The sequence below is a fragment of the Achromobacter sp. NPDC008082 genome, from assembly GCF_042957345.1.
GTDB classification, from domain to species: Bacteria; Pseudomonadota; Gammaproteobacteria; order Burkholderiales; family Burkholderiaceae_B; genus Achromobacter; species Achromobacter kerstersii_A.
On the sequence record NZ_JBIBIB010000001.1, the window covers coordinates 1,276,865 to 1,296,618 of the forward strand.

Consider the following 19,754-nt stretch of genomic DNA (forward strand, 5'->3'; position numbering starts at 1 on the left):
TCGATAACCCTGTACGCAAGACACTTGGGAGCCGCATCGTGTTCGATACCGTTCTGATTGCCAACCGCGGCGAGATCGCCGTCCGCGCCATCCGCACCCTGAAGCGGCTGGGCATCCGTAGCGTGGCCGTGTATTCCGACCCGGACCGCAATGCCGAGCATGTGCGCGAGGCCGATGTGGCCGTGGCGCTGGGCGGCGAGAAGGCCGCCGACAGCTATCTGCGCATGGACTTGTTGCTGGCCGCCGCGCGCGAGCATGGCGCGCAAGCCATCTACCCCGGCTATGGGTTTCTGTCTGAAAGCGCTGAATTCGCCGACGCCTGCGAAGCGGCGGGTATTGCCTTTGTTGGCCCCACGCCCTTGCAGATCCGCGAGTTCGGTTTGAAGCATCGCTCGCGCGAATTGGCGGCGCAAGCGGGCGTGCCGATGACGCCAGGCACCGGTCTGTTGGCCAGCCTGGGCGAAGCGCTGTCGCAGGCTGAACGCATCGGCTACCCGGTGATGCTGAAAAGCACGGCGGGCGGGGGCGGCATCGGCTTGTCGCGCTGCGAGAACGAAGCCGAACTGACGGTGGCGTTCGACAGCGTGCAGCGCATGGGCGAACATTTTTTCCGGGATGGCGGCGCGTTCATTGAACGCTATGTGGATAACGCGCGGCACGTGGAAGTGCAGATTTTTGGCGACGGCGCGGGCCGCGTGCTGGCGCTGGGCGAACGCGATTGCTCGGTGCAGCGGCGCAATCAGAAAGTCATCGAGGAAACGCCCGCGCCCTTGTTGCCGGCGGCGACGCGCGCAGCGCTGTTGGCGGCCGCCGTGCAATTGGGCGAGTCGGTCAATTACCGCTCGGCCGGCACCGTGGAATTCATTTACGACCCCGCGCGCGACAGCTTCTATTTCCTTGAGGTCAACACGCGCTTGCAGGTGGAGCACCCGGTGACCGAAGCCGTGACCGGGCTGGACCTGGTGGAATGCATGCTGCGCGTGGCGGCGGGCGAAGCGCTGGATATCGAGGCGATGACGCGCGCGCCGCAGGGTGCGTCCATTGAAGTGCGTCTGTACGCCGAAGACCCGCTGCGCCAGTTCCAGCCGTCGCCGGGCGTGTTGACGGAAGTGTTCTTCCCCGAGGGTGTGCGGGTCGATGGCTGGGTGGCTACCGGCACCGAGGTGCCGGCGTTCTATGACCCCATGCTGGCCAAGCTGATCGTGCACGCGGACACGCGCGACGCCGCGCTGGACAAGCTGGCGGACGCCTTGGCGCGCACCCGCTTGCACGGCATCGCCACCAACCTGGATTATCTGCGCCAGATCGTTGACGACGAACGTTTCCGTGCGGGCAAGCTGTCCACGCGCTTTCTGGAAAGCTTCGCCTACCGGCCTGCGGCCATCGAAGTGCTGGAAGCTGGCACCTACACCAGCGTGCAGGATTACCCCGGGCGCGCGGGCTACTGGGATATCGGCGTGCCGCCTTCCGGCCCGATGGACGACTACGCGTTTCGCGTGGCCAACCGCATCGTCGGCAACGCGCCGGATGCGGCAGGCATCGAAGCCACGCTTGTCGGACCCACGCTGCGCTTTCACGGCGACGCCATCGTGGCGCTGACGGGCGCTGAATGCGCCGCCACGCTGGACGGCGAGCCGGTGCCGATGTGGCAGCCCATTGCGGTGAAGTCGGGGCAGGTGCTGGCCACCGGCCGCGCGCTGTCGGGCTGCCGCAGCTATCTGGCCGTGCGTAACGGTCTGGACGTGCCGGTCTATCTGGGCAGCCGCTCGACGTTCGCGCTGGGCCAGTTCGGCGGACACGCGGGCCGCACGCTGCGCGTGGGCGACATGCTGCCGCTGGTGCGCCCGGAGCTGGGCGGCCAGACCGCCACGCCGCCCGTGGCCGAGCCGCAAGGCGCGCCGGCCGATTTGATTCCCGTCTATGGCAACACCTGGGAAATTGGCGTGCTCTACGGCCCGCACGGCGCGCCAGACTTCTTCCGGCCCGAAGCCATCGAGACCTTCTTCGCGGCCGACTGGGAAGTGCACTACAACTCGAATCGTTTGGGCGTGCGATTGATTGGCCCCAAGCCCACCTGGGCGCGCGAGAACGGCGGCGAAGCCGGCTTGCACCCGTCCAACATCCACGATTGCGAATACGCCATTGGCAGCATCAACTTCACGGGCGACAGCCCTGTGATTCTGACGCGCGACGGCCCCAGCCTGGGTGGCTTTGTCTGCCCCGTCACGATTGCGCGCGCCGAGCTGTGGAAGGTGGGCCAGGTGAAACCGGGCGACCGCATCCGCTTTGTGCGCATTGACTATCCGCAGGCTGTGGCGCTGGAAGCCGCGCAGGATCAAAGCGTGGCGGCCTTGTCGTCGGTGGCGCCCGCTGCAACGGCGCCATCACCGGCGCCAGCGACGGCGTCAGAGACGATCATTGCCGCGCTGCCGGCGCAAGGCTCGCGCCCGTCGGTGTCGTACCGTCAGGCCGGTGACGGTTATCTGCTGCTGGAGTACGGCGACAACGTGCTCGACCTGGCGCTGCGCATGCGCATCCATTTGCTGATGGAAGCGCTGAACGCCGACCCCATCGCGGGCGTGCAGGAGCTGTCCCCAGGCGTGCGTTCGCTGCAAATTCGTTATGACAGCCGCCAGATTCTGCAAGGCGCGCTGATTGCGCGGCTGCTGGAAATCGAAGCCGGGCTGGCCGATGTGGCCACGCTGAAGGTGCCCACGCGTGTGGTCTACCTGCCGATGGCCTTCGAAGATTCGGCAACCCTGGGTGCCGTGCAGCGCTATCAGGAAACCGTGCGCCCCAATGCGCCGTGGCTGCCGAACAATGTGGACTTCATCCAGCGCATCAACGGGCTGGCCAGCCGCAACGATGTGCGCAACATCGTGTTCGACGCCAGCTACCTGATCATGGGCCTGGGCGACGTGTACCTGGGCGCGCCCTGCGCGGTGCCGATCGACCCGCGCCACCGCTTGCTGACGTCCAAGTACAACCCCGCGCGCACGTTCACGGCCGAAGGCACGGTGGGCATCGGCGGCGTGTACATGTGTATCTACGGCATGGATTCGCCGGGCGGTTATCAGCTGGTGGGACGCACCTTGCCCATCTGGAACAAATTCCTGAAGAACCCCGTGTTCCAGGACGGCAAGCCGTGGCTGCTGCGCTTCTTTGATCAGGTGCGCTTCTACCCGGTGACCGAGACCGAGCTCGACGTGCTGCGCGAAGACTTCCGCGAAGGCCGCGCCACGGTGCGCATCGAAGAAGAGGTGTTCGACTTCGCCGCGCACCAGCAGTTCTTGGCCGAGCAGGCGGACAGCATCGCCGTGTTCCAGACGCGCCAGAAGAGCGCCTTCGACGCGGAAGTGGCCTTGTGGAAAACCGAGGATGTGGCGGCGGAGCAGACCGCCGCTGAACCGGAAGCCGAAGCCGAGACGGCGTTGCGTGACGGCGAACGCCTGGTCAGCGCCGACATGTGCGGCAACATCTGGAAGATACCCGTCCAGGTGGGGCAGAGCGTGTCGGCCGGCGACACGCTGGTGGTGGTGGAAGCCATGAAGATGGAGTTGTCCGTCATTGCGCCGTCGTCGGGCATCGTCACCGCCATCCGCTGCGTGCCGGGTAAGCCCGTCAACGCGGGCGACCCGCTGGTGGTGCTGGCGGAAGACGCGACCTGCACCGTGGCGGGATGATGCGTCTGGAATCCGTGCAAATCAGCCCGGCAATTCGGCAGGCGCCAGCGCTTGCCGGGTCGCTGGCTGATCAGGTCTATCAACGCATCAAGGACGACCTGTTCGACTTTCGCATGCTGCCCGGAGAACGCTTCACCGAAGCGGATCTGGTGGCGCGCCTTGGGGTCAGCCGCACGCCGGTGCGGCTGGGCTTGGCGCGGCTTGAACGCGAAGGCTTCGTGCTGGCGCGCCCGCGCAGCGGCTGGCAGGTGCGGCCGTTCGACTTCGAGCGCTTCGAGGCCCTGTACGACGTGCGCGTGGTGCTGGAGCAGGCGGCGGTGGATAAGCTGTGTGCGCGCGAACCCATGGATGTGTCCGGCATTCTGGGCGCGTTGAAAGACGTGTGGCTGGTGCCGCCGCCGCAACGCATCCTGGATGGGCGGCTGGTGGCGCAGCTGGATGAGGCCTTTCACTGTTCATTGGTGGCGGCGGCCGGCAACCCCGAGATGACGCAGATTCACCGCGACGTGACAGAGAAAATCCGGATTGTGCGGCGGCTGGACTTCACCAAGGATTTCCGCGTGGACGCCACCTACGATGAACACGCCGCGATCCTGCGCGCGGTGCTGGCGCGCCGGGCCGATGAGGCGGCGCGGATGCTGCGTTCGCATATCGAGATGAGCAAGGCAGAGGTGCGGAAGATCACGCTGCACATGCTGCATGAGGCGCGCGAGAAAGGCGGCGGGTGAGGGGGGGCGCGTGTTCGGCATGGCCGCCTTCATCCCTGCAATTGCTTGTAAACCTCTTCTGACACGCGCTGCAATTCATCCCGGCTGACCGCGCCAGACAACGCGTAGCCGAACTGTCCCTCTACCCAATAAAACACCCGCACCGGCCCTTCCTGCGTGAACTGAAACGCCGTCTGTCCGCCCGCGGCTTCGCGCGTCACGTAAAGCGTCAGGCGCTGGCCATCTGCCGCGCCGTACATGAATTGCGCCACCGGCCCGGAACCGCCCGGCAGCAAGCGCCCGCCCACCAGTTCATACCCCGCCTTTGACAGGGATGGCGCGCGCACCGGCGCGCCCATGCGCTTGGTCAACCACGTCACCAGGCCTTTTTCGTTATCGGCGCTGACTTCAACAGGGCGGCCCATGTCGGGCGCATACACCGCGTGCGCGATCGCCGCGCGTTGGGCATAGCCGCCCGCCGCGCGCTCGGGGCTGGCGGTGGCCAGCACGGTTTGCAGATGCCGCGCGTCCATGGCGCCGCGCATCATCCAGGCGGCGCTGGCGCTGATAGCGGCAATGGCCACGCCTGCCGCCAACGCGCGCCACGGGAATGCGCGGGCCGGCGGTTTCAACGGCAAGCGCAGCGGCAGCGGTTCATCCAGCACCGGGTCCAGCAAGGCGTGGAGCGCGCGGCGTTGCGCCTGCCAGTCGTTCACGCGGGTCTGGTCCTGTGGATGCGCGGCCAGAAAGGCGTCGACCTCGGCGTGGCGGGCAGGGGGCAACTGGCCGTCTGCATAGGCATGCAGATCGGCTTCGGTAATGGGGGAACCCGTGCTCGGGATCGGATGCAGGTGTTTGTCGTTCATGTCATTTCACGCGATGCAGCCGGCTGACCGAGTCGCGTCCTTGCATCAGCGCGCCCAGTTTTTCACGGGCGCGCGACAGCCGGGACATGACCGTGCCAATCGGCACGTCCAGCACCTGCGCGGTTTCCTGATAGGACAGGTCTTCCACGCAAATCAGCAACAGCACTTCCCGCTGCTCGGCCGGCAGGGCTTGCAGGCAGCGGTCCAGGTCGCGCACCTCCAGGTGATCGGTTTGCGTTGCGCGCACCGGCGCGTCGGGCAGATCGCCCAGCGCGGCCTGGTCGGCTCGCCTGCCATTGGCGCGCACGCCGTCGATGAAATGGTTATGCATGATGCCGAACATCCAGGCGCGAAGTTCGCCGCGCCGTTGCCAACGCGAATAGCGGCTCCATGCGCGCTCCAGCGTGTCCTGAACCAGGTCATCGGCCCGGTGCGGGTCGCCCGTCAGCCCGCGGGCATAGCGCCGCAGGCTGGGGATGCAGGCGAGGATCAGGGCTTCGTCTTCGGCGCGCATGGTGTTACGGCGGCGCTGGCGGTACGCATCAGGGCTTGATGACGTGCCAGACGTCCTTGAAGTTGTCACCGGTCTTGTCGCCCGGCTTCGCGTCCTTCGAGTACAGGTACACGGGTTTGCCCTTGTAGGCCCATTGCTTGGAGCCGTCGTCGCGGGCGATGACGGTCAGGTCGCCCATGGCTTTGGCGTCGGCGGGGGCGGTGACGGGCGGCCAGATCTTGGCGCACTGGTCGTTGCAGGCGCTTTTGCCTCCGGCGTCCTTGTCGAAGGTATAGAGCGTCATGCCCGCGCTGTTGACCAGGATGCCGTCCTGGGTCTTGACGGCCTGGGCGTGGGCGCCGGCCGAGAACAGAGCGGCGGAACCAAGAACCAGGGCGGCGGCGATGTGTTTGCGCATGTTGTGCCTCGTAGATAGGAAAGTGGGGGGAGACTGCCCTCTACAGACGCCAGCCGTAGCGGGAATATTCCCGCGCGGACAAAAGAATTTGCAGAGTTCAGCCAACCGGCCGGACGGCGCCCGGCTCGTATCGCATTTCAAACTCCAGCTCGGTCTCCTCGATGGGGGTGAAGCCCAGCGCCGTGTACAGGCGTTGGGCGGGGTTGCCCTTGAGCACGCTCAGGGTGACGGGCGCGCCTTCGGCGTCCGCCTGGTCCAGCACGCCTTCCAGCAGACGGCGGCCCAAGCCCTGGCCTTGAAACGCCGGGTCGATCTGGATCTGCACAATGCGCCAGCCGGCGGGGTCGCGGTAATGCTTGAAAAGCCCGGCGGGCCGGCCATCCAGCCAGACGATCAGGGCGTCGTCAAAGTGATACCGGATGCGCGCCAGATGGTGCTCGTCATCCAGCGGCGCACCGGCGCGCTGCAAGTGTTCCTGCATGGTGGCTTTGCGCAGCGCCAGCAGAAAGGGCAGATCGTCGTCGGAAGCGGGTTGTAAAGCCAGGGAGTGGGTCAGGGTCATGGGGCTAGGGGTTGGAGGCGGGTTTGCGTTTGGCCGACTTGCCGGCTTGATGAATCAGGTTATAGAGCTGTTGGGCGGCGGGCGCCAGGGGGCGGCCGCGGCGGGCGATCAGCCCCAGCGTGCGCGTGACGCGCGGATGTTCCAGCTTGACGCTGGTCAGCGTGGCGTGGCCCGCCTGCGGCATGGCCAGTTGCGGGACGGCGGCCACGCCCAGACCGGCTTCCACCAGCCCCAGCAGCGTCATGATGTGGCTGACCTCGAAAGCGCTGACCGTGCGTTTGCCGCTTTTGGCCAGCGCATCGTCGATCAGCAGGCGGTTTCCGCTTTCCTTGGCGACCGTCATGAAGCGTTCCTGCGCCAGCGCTTCCCACGACACGCTGCGGCGGCTGGCCAGCGGATGGTCACGGCGCACCGCCAGCACAAAGTCTTCGCGCAGCACCGCCTTGAAATCGACGTCCGGCTCCTGGGTGCCGAAAAAGCTGATGCCAAAGTCGGCGCGCCCGGTCACCACGCTGTTCAGCACGGTATTGGCGGTTTCGTCGATGATGCGCACGCGGATGCGCGGAAAGCGTTCGGTGTAGTCGCGGATGACGGACGGCAAAAAGTAGTAGGCGACCGACGGCACGCAGGCCACCGTCACCAGCCCTCCGCGCTGCGCGGCCAGGTCGCCAATGCTGAGCACGGCGCTTTCCAGTTCGTCGATGGCGGTGCGGGCGCGTTCGAGGAAGACGCGTCCCACTTGCGTCAACGCCACGCGCCGCGTCGTGCGTTCCAGAAGCCGCGCGCCCAGAATGCTTTCCAGTTTTTCGATACGGCGGCTGAGCGCGGGTTGCGACAGGTGCAGGTCGTCGGCGGCGGCGCGAAAGCTGGCGCGTTCCGCCACGGCCACAAAAGCCTGCAATTCCTGCAAATCAAAATTGATGCGTGCCATGCATTAATCCATCCGTAAGTTGCAATTCAAATAATAGCCGCGCCGTCGCAGAATGGCGTCCATGGAAACCGTAATCCCTTGCGTACTGATGCGCGGCGGCACGTCGCGCGGCCCCTTTTTCTTGGGCGAATGGCTGCCGGCAGACCCTGTCCAGCGCGACCAGCTGCTGCTAAGCGCCATGGGCTCGCCCCATGCCTTGCAGATCGACGGCATTGGCGGCGGCAACACGCTGACCAGCAAAGTCGCGATTGTGTCGCGCTCGACGCGGCCCGATTGCGATATCGACTATCTGTTTGCGCAGGTGTCGGTAGACCGCGCCACCGTCGATACCCGGCCCAACTGCGGCAACATGCTGTCAGGCGCCGCGCCCTTCGCCATCGACGAAGGTCTGATCCCGGCACGCCAGGGCGTCACGCCGGTTCGGGTGCACAACGTCAACACGGGCGCAATCATCGAAGCGGTGGTGCAAACGCCGGGCGGCCGTTTGACCTACGAGGGCGACGCGCGTATCGACGGCGTGGCTGGCGCCGCCGCGCCCGTGCGTTTGAATTTTCTGGATGCCTGGGGCGCGGTCACGGGCAAGCTGTTTCCCAGCGGATTGCGCCAGGAAACGGTGGACGGCGTGGCGGTGACGCTGATCGACGCCGCCATGCCCATGGTGCTGATGCGCGCGCAGGATTTCGGCCTGCGCGGCGATGAAACGCCCGCGCAGCTGGATGCCGACACCGCGTTGCTGGCACGCATGGAGCGTATACGCCTGGAGGCAGGACGCCGGATGGGCCTGGGCGATGTGTCCCAAAGCGTCATTCCCAAACCCGTGTTGGTGGCCCCGTCGGATGCCACCGGCGGGCTGGCCTTGCGATCCCGTTATTTCACGCCGCGCGCGTGCCATCGGTCGCATGCGGCGACGGGGGCGGTGGGGGTGGCAAGCGCGTTCCTCATGCCCGGCACGGTGGGGCACGATTGCGGCGGCCCGGCTGTGCAGGCGGGCTATCGCAGCGTGCGCATCGAGCACCCGTCGGGCGCCATGGATATTGATGTGGAACTGGACCCCGCAAGCGGCGTGGTGCGCGCGGCCGGCCTGGTGCGCACGGCGCGCAAGATCATGAAGGGCCTGTTGTACGTGCCCGGCCACTATGTGCTGGCAGGCGCCCAGCACAACCTGCAGGTGCGCGCCGCCGCGTAGTGGCGGCGGACTACGTACCTGACGCGTCTTGACCTTAAAAGCGGCCCGCAAAGAGGCCGCTTACACAACAACCCATGATTCCTCTGGAGACAACATCATGAAGTGCCATTCCTTGAAAACCGCCTGCGCGGCAGCCCTGCTGCTGGCGCTGAGCGCAACGGCGCAAGCCGCCTATCCCGAACGCCCGATCACGCTGGTTGTGCCTACCGCCGCGGGTGGCGGCAATGATGTGCTGGCGCGTGTGGTGGGCCAGAAGGTGGGCGAACTGCTGGGCCAGACCGTCATCGTCGTGAACAAGCCCGGCGCGCAGGGGGCCATCGCCTCGGACTACGTGGCGCGCCAGCCCGCGGATGGCTACACGTTGATACTCGGCTATATCGGCACGCACGGCATCAACCCCGCCATGCAGAAGCTGAACTACGACCCGGTCAAAGACTTCACGCCGATCGGCATGGTGGCGGATTCCCCCACCATCATGGTCGTGACCAGCCGCCTGCCGGTGCACGATGTGGCGGGTCTGGTGAAGTACGGCCACGACCATCCCGAGGGCCTCAGCTTTGCGTCCGCGGGGCCTGGCACCGCGCCCGCGATTGCGGGCGAACTCTTCAACATGGCGACCGGCACACAGATGCTGGACGTGCCGTACAAGGGCTCGGCGCCCGCCTTGACGGATACGCTGTCCGGCACCACGCAGGTGATGTTCCCCAGCTTGTTCAGCGTGTATCCGCACCTGAAGTCCGGCATGATTCAGGCGCTGGCGGTAGCGGGCTCCACCCGCACGGCGGCGCTGCCCGACTTGCCCACGCTGGCTGAAGCCGGTGTGCCGGGCGTGGATGTGCCGCAGTGGTACGCCATCTTCGCGCCCGCCAAGGCGGATGCCGCCGTGGTCGCAACGTTGAACAAGGCGTTGAATCAGGCCTTGGCGGACCCGGCAGTCGTGAAGAAGATTGGCGAGCAAGGCGCCGAGGTCCGCCACAGTACGCCCGCCGAATTGGGCGCGTTTGTCGAAAGCGAAGCCGTGCGCTGGAAGCAATTGGCGGCCACGCGAAAGCTGGCGGCCAGGTAGCCAGGCGTCGTCGTCTTCGATGCGAGGGGCGGGCGGGTCAACGGCTTGCCCGGCAGGTGCTGGGCAGGATGGCCCACTGCTTACGCATCATGCGCTGGGCAGTAGCGCCAGCGCGTCCGCATCAAAATTTTTCAAGTTCGGAAACACCAGCCGCAAATCATCGCGGCCGGCGCCGAACCAGCGGCCCAGCGACGCGCCCAGCTGGTCCACCGCCAGCGTGGGCAGCAGGCGGCCGTTGTCGACGAAGCCGGGGCCGTCCAGGGCGATTTCGGGATGGGTGCCGTAGCTGCGGCCGCCATTGACCGCGCCGCCCAGTACCAGATGGTGCGAACCCCAGCCGTGGTCTGACCCGTTGCCGTTGGACCCCAGCGTGCGGCCAAACTCGGACGCCGTGAAGGTCGTGACCTGATCCGCTACGCCCAGCGTCGTCAGCGCCTGCTGAAACACCGCCAAAGACTGGCCCAATTCCCGCAGCAGCGCTGGGTGCGTGTCATTCAAACCCGTGTGGTTGTCATAGCCGTTTTGCGACACAAAGAACACCTGCCGGCGTGCGCCCAACGCTTGGCGCGCGCCGATGATGCGCGCCACGATCTTCAACTGCTGGGCCAGTGGCGAGCCGAAGTCGCCCGGCACCGCCACATCGGCCAGTGCGGCGCGCAAGCGCGTGTCGGCATCAATGGACTGCGCGGCGATGCGGGATAGCTCGCGTTCCATCAGGTGCTCGCGCGGCTGCGTGATCAGTTGACGCAGCAGCGCCGTGCAGGCGCTGGAGCCGTACATGTCGCGGTGCAGCAGTTCAATCGGCGTAGATCCGTTGATGCCGACGCGGTAGCCGGCAACCTTATGCCCGGCCAGCAGCACGGTGCTGCCGCCAGCCGTGATGCCGGTGAACGTGCGCTGCGCGTTGGCGCTGGCGAACAAGTCCGTGAGCCGGCCGGCCCAGCCGGATGCCGCGCCTTCGGGCGCCAGCGCCTGCCAATACGACTGCTGGTCGTTATGCGAAAACAGTTTGGGCGGCAACGGCACGCGGGCGCTGATGTATTCCGCTTTGGTGGTGGGAACGACCAGCGGCCCCACGTTCAACAGCACCGCCATCTGGCCGTTTTCGTACAGCGGAGCCAGCGGGGCCAGCGCGGGCGCCAGCGCAAACTGCGCGCCATCCGGCGCAGCCGCTTTGCCACGCAGCGCGGTCGCGCGCAGCGTGTCGCGCCGCAATGCGATGTCGGTGCGCGCCGCGGCGTAGGCGCGGTAGGCGGCATCATCAACCGGCACGATGGTGTTGAAGGGATCGTTGCCGCCGTACAGGAACACGCACACCAGCGCCTTGTACGACGGCGGGGCGGCCTGCGCGGCGGCTGCGCCCAGCGCCGCCAGGTTCAATGCCAGCGGCGCGGCCGCACCCGTCGCGCCCAAGGCGCAGGCGCGCAGCAAAAAGGCGCGGCGGTCGGCGTCGTGGGGTTGCGTCATTTCTGCACCAGGTATTCAGGGGTGGCGGCCACCAGCAATATGGCGGCGCGCACGCGGTCGCGCGGCCGGCTGGCGGGCAGGGTGGCGACGGCGTCGGCAATGCTGCGCGCGGTCTGCGCGCTGAACGCATCGCCCGCCAGCAGCAGCACGATGCGCGCCACCAGCGCTTGCGGGTCGTGCGCCAAGGCGACCTCTGGCGCGTAAGACGTCTGCAAGTCTTCCCACCCCCGGTCTGCGTAGATCGACAAAAAGTTCAGATAACCCGCAATGCTGGTCTCGTCCGTGATCTGCATTTCAGGCGCCACCAGATGCCGCTTCGCGAGTTCGGTGACGGGCGGGGAATATCGGGGGCGGAAGAAGTTGAACACCGTGGCCGACCGCATCGGGCTTTGCGCCAGCCGGATCGTGTTGTCGGTGGTGTCGGGCATGGCCCACGCGCCATTGGTGGACGTGGCGCCAAACGCGCGCGCCCAGCCCGAGAAACGCAGGATGGGTTCGCGCACCTTGCCCCAGGCAGGGTCGTTCAAATCGGGGTTGCGCGCTTCCGGGTCCAGCAAAATCGCGCGCACCACCGCCTTGAGGTTGCCGCGCACGCCCTTGCCGTCGTCATTGAACGCGGCCGATACGCGCGCCACATACGCGGGGCTGGGGTTGCTGGTGACCAGCCGCTGGATCAGCTGCATGCCGATGAACGGCCCCACGTTCGGATGCGCGCAGATGACATCCATGGCGCGCTTGAGCGACAGGTGCCCATCCGTGCCTGGTGGAATCACCGCGCCCAGAAAGCGCTTTTCCGCCATCGAGTGCTGGGCATTGTTCAGCGCCATGGGCCGCCGGTGGAATTCCACATCGGTCTCCGGCCCGTTGATGTCCCATCCCGTGAACACCTTGGCCAGCCCTTGCACATCGGCGTTGTCATACGTTTCGATGGGCGCGCCGTTTTCTTTGCGGACGGTGCCATCCGGCTCAAGCTCCAGCAGCCCGATGCTGAACAATTGCATGACCTCGCGCGCGTAGTTTTCGTCGGGGTGGCGGCCGGTCTTGGGGTCTTCCTTGCGGTTGCCGCGATAGGTCAGCATGCAACCCATCGACAGGTTTTTGGTGACGGCGGTCAGCAGCGTTTGATAATTGCCCAGCGCGTGTTCCGCCAGCAAGTCCATGAAACCCGCCGCGCCAAACAGCGGCCACGACGCGGTAATGGACTGCACCCCCACGACGAATATTTCCGACAGCGCAAACGCGACGCGCGTGCGCACCTGGTCTTCGGCGCTGATGAATTTGCGCCAGAGCGTGGATTCCAGCGGCGCATTGATGCCGTTGCCCTTGAAGGCTTCGGTGTTTTTCTTTTGTTGCAGCAGCCAGTCGAAATGCGTTTGCGACGGGGGCATCGCCAACTGGGCGTCCAGCCACGGGGCGTAGCCCTCGCGCACAACCGCGTCTATCTGTGCGGGGGTGGGCCCGAAGGTGGCCTGCGCCAGAAAGCGCGACGCCTGGCCCGGGGTGACAGTCATCGCCAGCCTCTCGTCGAATGCGAAAAACTACGGTACTGAACCGCGCGGCGGGGTTCAATACGGTCATTCGGACGAGAGGCTTAGTCCATAAGCATGAGGCTCAGACCGAGCGCGTGATGCCGCCGTCGATGCGGATGTTCTGGCCAGTGATGTAGGACGACGCGTCCGAGGCCAGGAAGGCAATCAGGCCGGCCACTTCTTCGGCCGTGCCGTAGCGGCCCATTGGGATGCGCACGCGGCGGTCTTCTTTTTCCGGCAGGCTGTCGATAAAGCCCGGCAGCACGTTGTTCATGCGCACATTGTGTTCGGCGTATTCGTCCGAGAACACCTTCGTGAAGGCGGCAAGACCCGCGCGGAACACGCCGGAAGTGGGGAACAGCGCTTCGGGTTCGAACGTGGCGTACGTGGAAATGTTGACGATGGCGCCGGACTTCTGCTGCTTCATCACCGGGGCCACCAAGCGGGTGATGCGCACCACGTTCAGCAGGTAGAACTCCATGCCCAGGTGCCAGTCGTCATCGCTGATCTCAAGCAGCGGGCCCTTGGGGCCGTGGCCGGCGCTGTTCACCACGGCATCCACGCGGCCCCATTTTTGCAGCGTGGTCTCGACCAGACGGGCCAGATCTTCGGGCGAACGGTTCGAGCCGGTCACGCCCAGTCCGCCCAGTTCTTGCGCAAGCGATTCGCCCTTGCCGGACGAAGACAAAATGGCCACGCGGTATCCGTCGGCCGCCAGCTTGCGCGCCGCGGCGGCGCCCATGCCGCTGCCGCCCGCCGTCACGATCGCTACTTTTTCCGTGCTCATGCCTGCTCCTTTTCCGTGTGTTCGAGGCTCAGGCATTGTAGGGGTGGCCGAATGGAAACGGGCTGATTGCCCCGGGTTGAATCGGGGCAATCAGCCCGTGCTGGCAAGCGGGGGGGGCAGCGGTGGCCCCGTGCTTTTTGAGCCGTGTCAGTCGACCAGTTTCAGCGTGCCCTTCATCAGCGCGAAGTGGCCGGGGAAGGAGCAGAAGTACGTGTAGTCGGTGCCGGCAGCCAGTTTGCTAACGTCGAACGTGACGGAATCGGATTGGCCGCCGCCAATCACCTTGGTGTGGGCGATGACGCGGGCGTCGTCTTTCTTCACGTAGTCGTTGTCCAGGCCCGCGGCCATGCCGTCGTTCACGGCGCCCTGCATGTCGGCCGTTTTGGTCAGCACCCAGTTGTGGCCCATGACGTTCTTGGCCAGCGTGCCGGGGTGCTTCAGGTTCACGGTGAACTGCTTGCAGCTTTTGCTGACCGTGATTTCCTTCTTGTCGAACTGCATCTGGTCGTTGCCAGCGATATCGATCGAGCAGTCGGCGGCCAGGACCGGGGCCGAGGCAACAGCGAGGACCGCTGCAACGCACAATTTCTTGAACACCATATTCATGCCTCCAATGTTTCGAGGGGAGCGGACGGCCGGCGGGCGCAATGCGCGGGAAAACCGGCGATACGACATTCTCGCGCTACTGTAGGCCAGAAAGCGAAATCGCGCGTGCGGCGGTTTGACCCAGCGCAAGCCGGCGCCATTGAGTTGCGCCGGCCGCGCAACCGGATCAGGGTTTGGGGCTGACGCGCCAGATCACGTTGCCCACATCGTCGGCCACCAGCAGATCGCCCTGGCGGTCGATGGCGACGCCCACCGGCCGGCCCTGCGCCTGGCCGCTCTCGTTCAGAAAACCGGTGAGCACGTCGCGCGCGGCGCCATCAGGCGTGTTTTGCGAGAACGGCACGAAGATGACCTTGTAGCCGCTGCGCGGATCGCGGTTCCACGAGCCGTGCTGGCCCACGAACATGCCGTGCGCAAAGGGCGCGGGCAGCCGGCTGTTGGCTGACCACGCCAAGCCCAGCGACGCCGTGTGCGGCCCCAGCGCGTAGTCGGGAACGATGGCGGTGGCCACCAGGTCAGGCCGGGGCGGCGTGACGCGGGTGTCGACGTGTTGCCCGAAGTAGCTGTAGGGCCAGCCGTAAAAACCGCCATCACGCACGGACGTCATGTAGTCAGGCACCAGGTCGCTGCCCAATTCGTCGCGCTCGTTCACGGCGGTCCATAAGGTTTTGTTATCTGGCGCCCAGGCCATGCCGACCGGATTGCGCAGCCCCGTCGCGTACAGCCGCTTGTTGCCGCTGGCCACATCGATTTCCCAGATGGCGGCGCGCCCGGCTTCGATCTCCATGCCGTTTTCCGCGACGTTGCTGTTCGAGCCAACCGACACATAGAGCTTGCTGCCGTCCGGGCTGGCAATCAGGTTCTTGGTCCAGTGGTGATTGATGCCGGCGGGCAGGTCAGTGACTTTCACACCCGCCGCCGAGATTTGCGTTTGGCCAGGTTCATAGGGAAAGCGCAAGACGGCGTCGGCATTGGCCACATAGAGCTGGTTGCCAACCAGAGCCATGCCGAAGGGCGAATTCAAGCCTTGCAGCAACACGCTGCGCGTGTCGGCCACGCCATCGTGGTCGGTATCGCGCAAGAGTGTGATGCGATTGGCGCTGGGGGTCTTGGCCCCCGCGCGTTTCATGACGATGCCGCTGGCCCATTCCTTCAGCCCGCCCGATGCCTCTTCGGGCTTGGGCGGCGCATTGGTCTCGGCGACCAGCACATCGCCATTGGGCAACACGTACAGCCAGCGCGGATGGTCCAGGCCGCTGGCGAACGCGTTGACGCCCAGGCCCGCCGCCGCCACGGGCTGCGTGCCGGCGATCCAGCCCACGGCTTTGGCCGTGTTGACGGTGGGAATCAGGGTCGTGTTGGGGGCGGGCAGTTTGGGGTTCGGCCCCATGCCCGATTCGACGGGCAGGGTGGCGACTTCGCCGCAGGCGCTAAGCGTAACCAGCGTGAGGCTGGCCGCTGCGAGACGCAGGGTGGGCATGATGCGACTCCGGAATCTTGAATGGATTCATCATACTCACCCCAAGAATCGTCTTTCACCCGCGGGGGGACTTCAGCGCGGTTGACCCCCTGCGCTTAGTCATCGAAGCGGCTGCGCGTGACCGCGCCCGATTGCGGATCAACGCGCAGCTTCACGCGCTGGCCCTGCGGGTCGTAGGCCTTGACCTCGTAGCCGTGCTTGCTGGACCGTTCGATCTCGGAAATATTGCGGTAGCCGGCGGCTTCCATCTTGTCGTAGACCTGGCGTATCGTCAGCATCGGGGCAGCGGCCGCGGGTGCAGTCTGAGCGGCCGGAGCGGCCTGAGCGGGAGCCGCAGCCGGAGCCGGAGCCGCGGTTTGCGCCTGGGCGGCGGCGCCAGCGCCCAAAGCGGATGCGCCAATTGCCAGGGCGGCCAGGGTTTTTTGAATGCGCGTCATGATGGGATATCTCCTGAGGGTAAGGGGGGAAAGGCTGGCCGTTGCAGCGACCATGTGCCCATTATTCGGCTTGGCGCATGAACCTTTTCTGAAGCCGCCGTTCATCCCAGGTTCATCCTCGGCGCGGTATAAAAGACGCTCACTTTTCCCCGTGTTCGCCCACCAAAGAGGCCCGGCATTGCGGTATTTTTCCCAGACATGGTCCAGGCGCGGCGGCCTCTTGCTGTCGGGCTGCGCCTTGGCGCTTGCGCTGATCGCAGGCCCTGTCAGCGGGCTGGCCGGCGAAAGCGACCACGAACGCGCGCGCCAGGCGCTGGAAGCCGGCAAGGTGCTGCCGCTGGGCGCCGTGCTGGATATCGTTGAACGCGATTTTCCCGGGCAGGTGGTCAAGGTGGAATTCGAAGAAGACGATGACGAATTCATCTACGAGATCCGCGTGCTGCAAAGCGGCGGCGGCATCCTCAAACTGAAGCTCGATGCGCGCGACGGCACCTTGTTGTCCGTCAAAGGGCGCGACATCAAATTCAAGGGCAAGGACTGATGCGCATCCTGGTGGTCGAAGATGAACCCACGCTGGCCGGCCAGCTGGCCGACGCGCTGCGCGGCGCGGGCTATACGGTGGATGTGTCGGGCGATGGCGAATCCGCGCGCTTTATGGGCGATGTGGAAGCATTCGACGCCGTGGTGCTGGACTTGGGCTTGCCGGTGATGGATGGGCTGACGGTGCTTAAGCAATGGCGCGCCGCCCAGCGCAACATGCCGGTGCTGATCCTGACCGCGCGCGACAACTGGCACGAGAAAGTGGCCGGCATCGACGCAGGCGCGGACGATTACCTGACCAAGCCTTTTCACATGGAAGAGTTGTTGGCGCGAGTGCGCGCGCTGCTACGCCGCAGCACCGCGCACGCCAGCGCGCAATGGCGTTGCGGCCCGCTGATGCTGGATACGCGTCAGGCCAAGGTCACGATCGACGGCCAGGCGCTGACGCTGACCAGCCACGAGTTCAAGGTGTTGTCGGTACTGATGCAGCGCGCGGGCGAGGTCGTTTCGCGCACCGAATTGATCGACCACGTGTACGCGCAGGACTTCGACCGCGACTCCAACACCATCGAAGTCTTCATCGGCAGGCTGCGCAAGAAGCTGCCGCCTGACACCATCGAAACGGTGCGCGGGCTGGGCTACCGGTTGGCGGCGCGCGAATGACGGCGCGGCGCGCGGGCGTGCTGGGCTCGCTGCGGCTGCGCCTGCTGGCCGGCACGCTGGCCTGGATTCTGGTGGCGGTGGCGCTGGCGGGGTGGGGGCTTTCCAGCCTGTTTCGCCAGCACATCACGCAGCAGTTGCAGGCCGAGCTGACCTTGCATCTGAACCAGCTCACCGCAGCCATCAACCTGGGCGCCGATGGCCGCCCGGAAGTGTCGCCGCCGCTGAGCGACCCCCGGCTGGAGCAGCCGTTATCCGGCTTGTACTGGCAGGTGGACCGGCTGGCGGAGGGCGGCAAGCCGGCTGCCATGGGCGTTGCGCGCTCGCGGTCCTTGTGGGATCAGGCACTGGATGTGCCCCTGAAACCCGTGCCGCGCGATGCCGATAGCGGCGATCAGGTTTATGACCTTAGCGGCCCCGCCGGCCGCAGCCTGACGGCGCTTGCGCGCGTGCTGAAGCCGGCTGAAGACGACGCCGCGCCCTTGCGCCTGATTGTGGCCGCCGACCGCAACGTGCTGGCCGAACCCATCGAGCGCTTCAACCATATGCTGGCGATGGCCTTGGGCGCGTTGGCCGTTGGCTTGACGGCCGCCGCCGTGGTGCAGGTGGTGGTGGGCTTGCGGCCCTTGGCCCGGCTGCGGCGGCAATTGGCGAAACAGGATGCGGGCAGCAGCCGCATCGACGGCCAGTTCCCCAGCGAGATCCAGCCCCTGGTCGACGATTTCAACCAGGTGCTGGCGATGAACGCCGACATCGTGCAGCGCGCCCGCACGCAAGCGGGCAATCTGGCGCACGCCGTCAAGACGCCGCTGACCATTCTGGCCAACGCCGCCTCGCGCGACGCAAGCGTGCCGGCGGCGCTGGTGCAGGAACAAGTGGCGATGGCCAACCGCCAGATCGACTATCACCTGGCCCGCGCACGCGCCGCCGCGGCGTCAGGCGCGGCCGATGGACGCGCGCCCTTGCAGGACGCGGCGGCGGGGCTGGTGCGCGTCATGCAGCGCCTGTATGCGCAGCGCGGCTTGCAGATCCGCATGCAAGGGTTCACCGGCGCGCAAGTATTCCGTGGCGAACCGCAAGACTTGCAGGAGATGTTGGGCAACCTGCTGGACAACGCCTGCAAATGGGCGCGCAGCCAGGTGCTGATTTCTGTGGAGCCCGCAAGCGGCGCGCGCTTGCTGATGCATATCGATGACGACGGCCCAGGCATTGAAGACGATGCCCGCGAGCGCATCTTCCTGCGCGGCGTGCGCATGGATGAACAACGGCCCGGCTCGGGCCTGGGGCTGGACATTGTGCGCGATCTGGTTGGCACGTATGGCGGCGAGGTTCACGCGAGCCCGTCGCCATTGGGCGGGCTGCGCGTGTCCTTGTCGTTGCCGGGGCTGGCCAGCGCAACATAAGCGCTAAAAATAAACGCCAGCCCGACGCCTTACTTCACCAGCGTGACCGGCACGTCCGCCAGCTGCAGCACCTGATTGGCGACCGAGCCGATCAGGATATTGACCAGGTTGCCATGGCCGCGCGTGCCCATCACGATGCGGGCGCAGCCTTGGTCGCGGGCGTAGCCGGCGATCTCGGTAGCGGCGTGGCCGAACGCGATGTAGCTGGTGTAGCCGGTGCGGGTGGTGTCCAGCAGTTGGCGCGCCTCGCCGGTGGCCTCCTGGCCTTCGCGGGCGTAGAACTCATCGATCATGTCTTGCGTGATCAGACGGGAAATGCCCGCACGCCCTTGCGTGGGCGTTTGCACGTTTAGCAGGTGGATGCGCGCGGCGGGCGCGCCTTGGGCCAGTTGGCGGGCGTACAGCACGGCGCGGTTGGCATTGTCGGAGCCGTCGACAGGGACCAGGATGTTCAGCATGGATGCTCCTTGATGCGTTACTTGACCAGGGTGACGGGCAATGCCGTCAGGTGCAGGACGCGTGTGGCGACGGACCCCATGAACATAGACGAGACCGACCCCAGCCCACGCGACCCCATGAAGATTTCGTCAGCGCCGGATTCGTCGGCGATACGCACGATGGTTTCAGCGGCTTCTCCCACTTCAACACGCACGTCAAACGGCACCCCCGCTTGTTGCAGCAGGCGGCGGGCCTCCTGCAACGCGGATTGGCCTTCTTCCAGGTAGTAGGCGTCAATTTCTGCTTGCGACAGGCCGCGGCCGATCTTGCCGGACTTCAGCGGTATCTGAACGCTGAGCAGGTCCACGCGTTCGACGGGGTCATAGGCGCGGGCCGCCAGCAGCGCTTGGACGGCGTGGATGGCGGGTTGGGAACCGTCGACGGGAATCAGGATGCGTTTCATGGTCGTCTCCTTGTTATGTGCGAGCCGCGAGG

20 protein-coding genes are annotated in these 19,754 nt (G+C 66.0%); 7 read left to right on the forward strand and 13 right to left on the reverse strand.

Annotated features, from left to right (window positions below; genetic code table 11):
- The first annotated feature begins 38 nt into the window (after positions 1 to 38).
- Together uca and ACFZAI_RS05670 are read left to right on the forward strand one after the other, a co-directional pair.
- Positions 39 to 3,683, forward strand: a complete 3,645-nt coding sequence (gene uca / locus ACFZAI_RS05665) for an urea carboxylase (protein WP_391565988.1) — start codon at positions 39 to 41, stop codon at positions 3,681 to 3,683.
- The gene (locus ACFZAI_RS05670) at positions 3,680 to 4,411 is read left to right on the forward strand and encodes a GntR family transcriptional regulator (protein WP_391565989.1); all 732 of its coding nucleotides are present in this window, start codon (positions 3,680 to 3,682) and stop codon (positions 4,409 to 4,411) included. The genes uca and ACFZAI_RS05670 overlap by 4 nt, the downstream gene beginning before the upstream one ends.
- A gap of 29 nt (positions 4,412 to 4,440) precedes the next feature.
- Here ACFZAI_RS05670 and ACFZAI_RS05675 read toward each other — a convergent pair whose 3' ends face one another.
- The 5 genes from ACFZAI_RS05675 to ACFZAI_RS05695 all read right to left on the reverse strand — a co-directional run bounded on the left by ACFZAI_RS05675 (position 4,441) and on the right by ACFZAI_RS05695 (position 7,660).
- Positions 4,441 to 5,256: an anti-sigma factor family protein gene (locus tag ACFZAI_RS05675; RefSeq protein WP_391565990.1), complete on the reverse strand. Its 816-nt coding sequence runs from the start codon at positions 5,254 to 5,256 to the stop codon at positions 4,441 to 4,443.
- A gap of 1 nt (position 5,257) precedes the next feature.
- Positions 5,258 to 5,770 carry an RNA polymerase sigma factor gene (locus ACFZAI_RS05680; RefSeq protein WP_391565991.1) on the reverse strand — a complete coding sequence of 171 codons (513 nt, stop codon included), beginning with the start codon at positions 5,768 to 5,770 and terminating at the stop codon, positions 5,258 to 5,260.
- 28 nt (positions 5,771 to 5,798) lie between these two features.
- Entirely contained in the window at positions 5,799 to 6,167 is a 369-nt protein-coding gene (locus ACFZAI_RS05685; protein ID WP_391565992.1) for a hypothetical protein, read from the reverse strand.
- A gap of 97 nt (positions 6,168 to 6,264) precedes the next feature.
- Positions 6,265 to 6,729, reverse strand: coding sequence for a GNAT family N-acetyltransferase (locus ACFZAI_RS05690; protein WP_391565993.1), 465 nt, complete (start codon positions 6,727 to 6,729; stop codon positions 6,265 to 6,267).
- 4 nt (positions 6,730 to 6,733) lie between these two features.
- On the reverse strand, positions 6,734 to 7,660 hold the full coding sequence (locus tag ACFZAI_RS05695) for a LysR family transcriptional regulator (RefSeq protein WP_391565994.1): 927 nt from the start codon (positions 7,658 to 7,660) through the stop codon (positions 6,734 to 6,736).
- Between the two features lie 61 nt (positions 7,661 to 7,721).
- Between ACFZAI_RS05695 and ACFZAI_RS05700 the strand changes: the two genes are divergently transcribed.
- Both ACFZAI_RS05700 and ACFZAI_RS05705 read left to right on the forward strand, forming a co-directional pair.
- Entirely contained in the window at positions 7,722 to 8,846 is a 1,125-nt protein-coding gene (locus tag ACFZAI_RS05700) for a 4-oxalomesaconate tautomerase (protein ID WP_391565995.1), read from the forward strand.
- A 97-nt stretch (positions 8,847 to 8,943) separates the two neighbouring features.
- Positions 8,944 to 9,912, forward strand: coding sequence for a tripartite tricarboxylate transporter substrate binding protein (locus tag ACFZAI_RS05705; RefSeq protein ID WP_391565996.1), 969 nt, complete (start codon positions 8,944 to 8,946; stop codon positions 9,910 to 9,912).
- A gap of 87 nt (positions 9,913 to 9,999) precedes the next feature.
- Here ACFZAI_RS05705 and ACFZAI_RS05710 read toward each other — a convergent pair whose 3' ends face one another.
- The 6 genes from ACFZAI_RS05710 to ACFZAI_RS05735 all read right to left on the reverse strand — a co-directional run bounded on the left by ACFZAI_RS05710 (position 10,000) and on the right by ACFZAI_RS05735 (position 16,218).
- Entirely contained in the window at positions 10,000 to 11,379 is a 1,380-nt protein-coding gene (locus ACFZAI_RS05710) for a DUF1501 domain-containing protein (protein WP_391565997.1), read from the reverse strand.
- Positions 11,376 to 12,890, reverse strand: a complete 1,515-nt coding sequence (locus tag ACFZAI_RS05715) for a DUF1800 family protein (RefSeq protein ID WP_391565998.1) — start codon at positions 12,888 to 12,890, stop codon at positions 11,376 to 11,378. Before ACFZAI_RS05715 ends, ACFZAI_RS05710 begins: the two co-directional genes overlap by 4 nt.
- 100 nt (positions 12,891 to 12,990) lie before the next feature.
- Positions 12,991 to 13,695 carry an SDR family oxidoreductase gene (locus ACFZAI_RS05720; protein ID WP_054422599.1) on the reverse strand — a complete coding sequence of 235 codons (705 nt, stop codon included), beginning with the start codon at positions 13,693 to 13,695 and terminating at the stop codon, positions 12,991 to 12,993.
- Positions 13,696 to 13,842: 147 nt separating this feature from the next.
- A complete protein-coding gene (azu, locus tag ACFZAI_RS05725; RefSeq protein WP_391565999.1) occupies positions 13,843 to 14,295 on the reverse strand; it encodes an azurin in 453 nt (150 codons plus the stop codon).
- A 172-nt stretch (positions 14,296 to 14,467) separates the two neighbouring features.
- Positions 14,468 to 15,781, reverse strand: a complete 1,314-nt coding sequence (locus ACFZAI_RS05730) for a PQQ-dependent sugar dehydrogenase (RefSeq protein WP_391566000.1) — start codon at positions 15,779 to 15,781, stop codon at positions 14,468 to 14,470.
- A 95-nt stretch (positions 15,782 to 15,876) separates the two neighbouring features.
- Positions 15,877 to 16,218 (reverse strand): PepSY domain-containing protein, encoded by a 342-nt coding sequence (locus ACFZAI_RS05735; RefSeq protein WP_391566001.1) that lies wholly within the window; start codon positions 16,216 to 16,218, stop codon positions 15,877 to 15,879.
- A 178-nt stretch (positions 16,219 to 16,396) separates the two neighbouring features.
- On the opposite strand from ACFZAI_RS05735, the gene ACFZAI_RS05740 reads away from it, so the two are divergent.
- Genes ACFZAI_RS05740 through ACFZAI_RS05750 form a run of 3 tightly spaced genes read left to right on the forward strand, consistent with a single transcriptional unit; the run spans position 16,397 to position 18,821 of the window.
- Positions 16,397 to 16,759 (forward strand): PepSY domain-containing protein, encoded by a 363-nt coding sequence (locus ACFZAI_RS05740; RefSeq protein WP_391566002.1) that lies wholly within the window; start codon positions 16,397 to 16,399, stop codon positions 16,757 to 16,759.
- Entirely contained in the window at positions 16,759 to 17,421 is a 663-nt protein-coding gene (locus ACFZAI_RS05745; protein ID WP_391566003.1) for a response regulator transcription factor, read from the forward strand. Before ACFZAI_RS05740 ends, ACFZAI_RS05745 begins: the two co-directional genes overlap by 1 nt.
- Positions 17,418 to 18,821 carry a sensor histidine kinase gene (locus tag ACFZAI_RS05750; protein ID WP_391566004.1) on the forward strand — a complete coding sequence of 468 codons (1,404 nt, stop codon included), beginning with the start codon at positions 17,418 to 17,420 and terminating at the stop codon, positions 18,819 to 18,821. Before ACFZAI_RS05745 ends, ACFZAI_RS05750 begins: the two co-directional genes overlap by 4 nt.
- Positions 18,822 to 18,850: 29 nt before the next feature.
- Here the strand turns inward: ACFZAI_RS05750 and ACFZAI_RS05755 are convergent, their stop codons facing one another.
- Together ACFZAI_RS05755 and ACFZAI_RS05760 are read right to left on the reverse strand one after the other, a co-directional pair.
- The gene (locus tag ACFZAI_RS05755; RefSeq protein WP_391566005.1) at positions 18,851 to 19,279 is read right to left on the reverse strand and encodes a universal stress protein; all 429 of its coding nucleotides are present in this window, start codon (positions 19,277 to 19,279) and stop codon (positions 18,851 to 18,853) included.
- A gap of 17 nt (positions 19,280 to 19,296) precedes the next feature.
- Entirely contained in the window at positions 19,297 to 19,722 is a 426-nt protein-coding gene (locus ACFZAI_RS05760) for a universal stress protein (RefSeq protein WP_391566006.1), read from the reverse strand.
- Positions 19,723 to 19,754 lie beyond the last annotated feature (32 nt).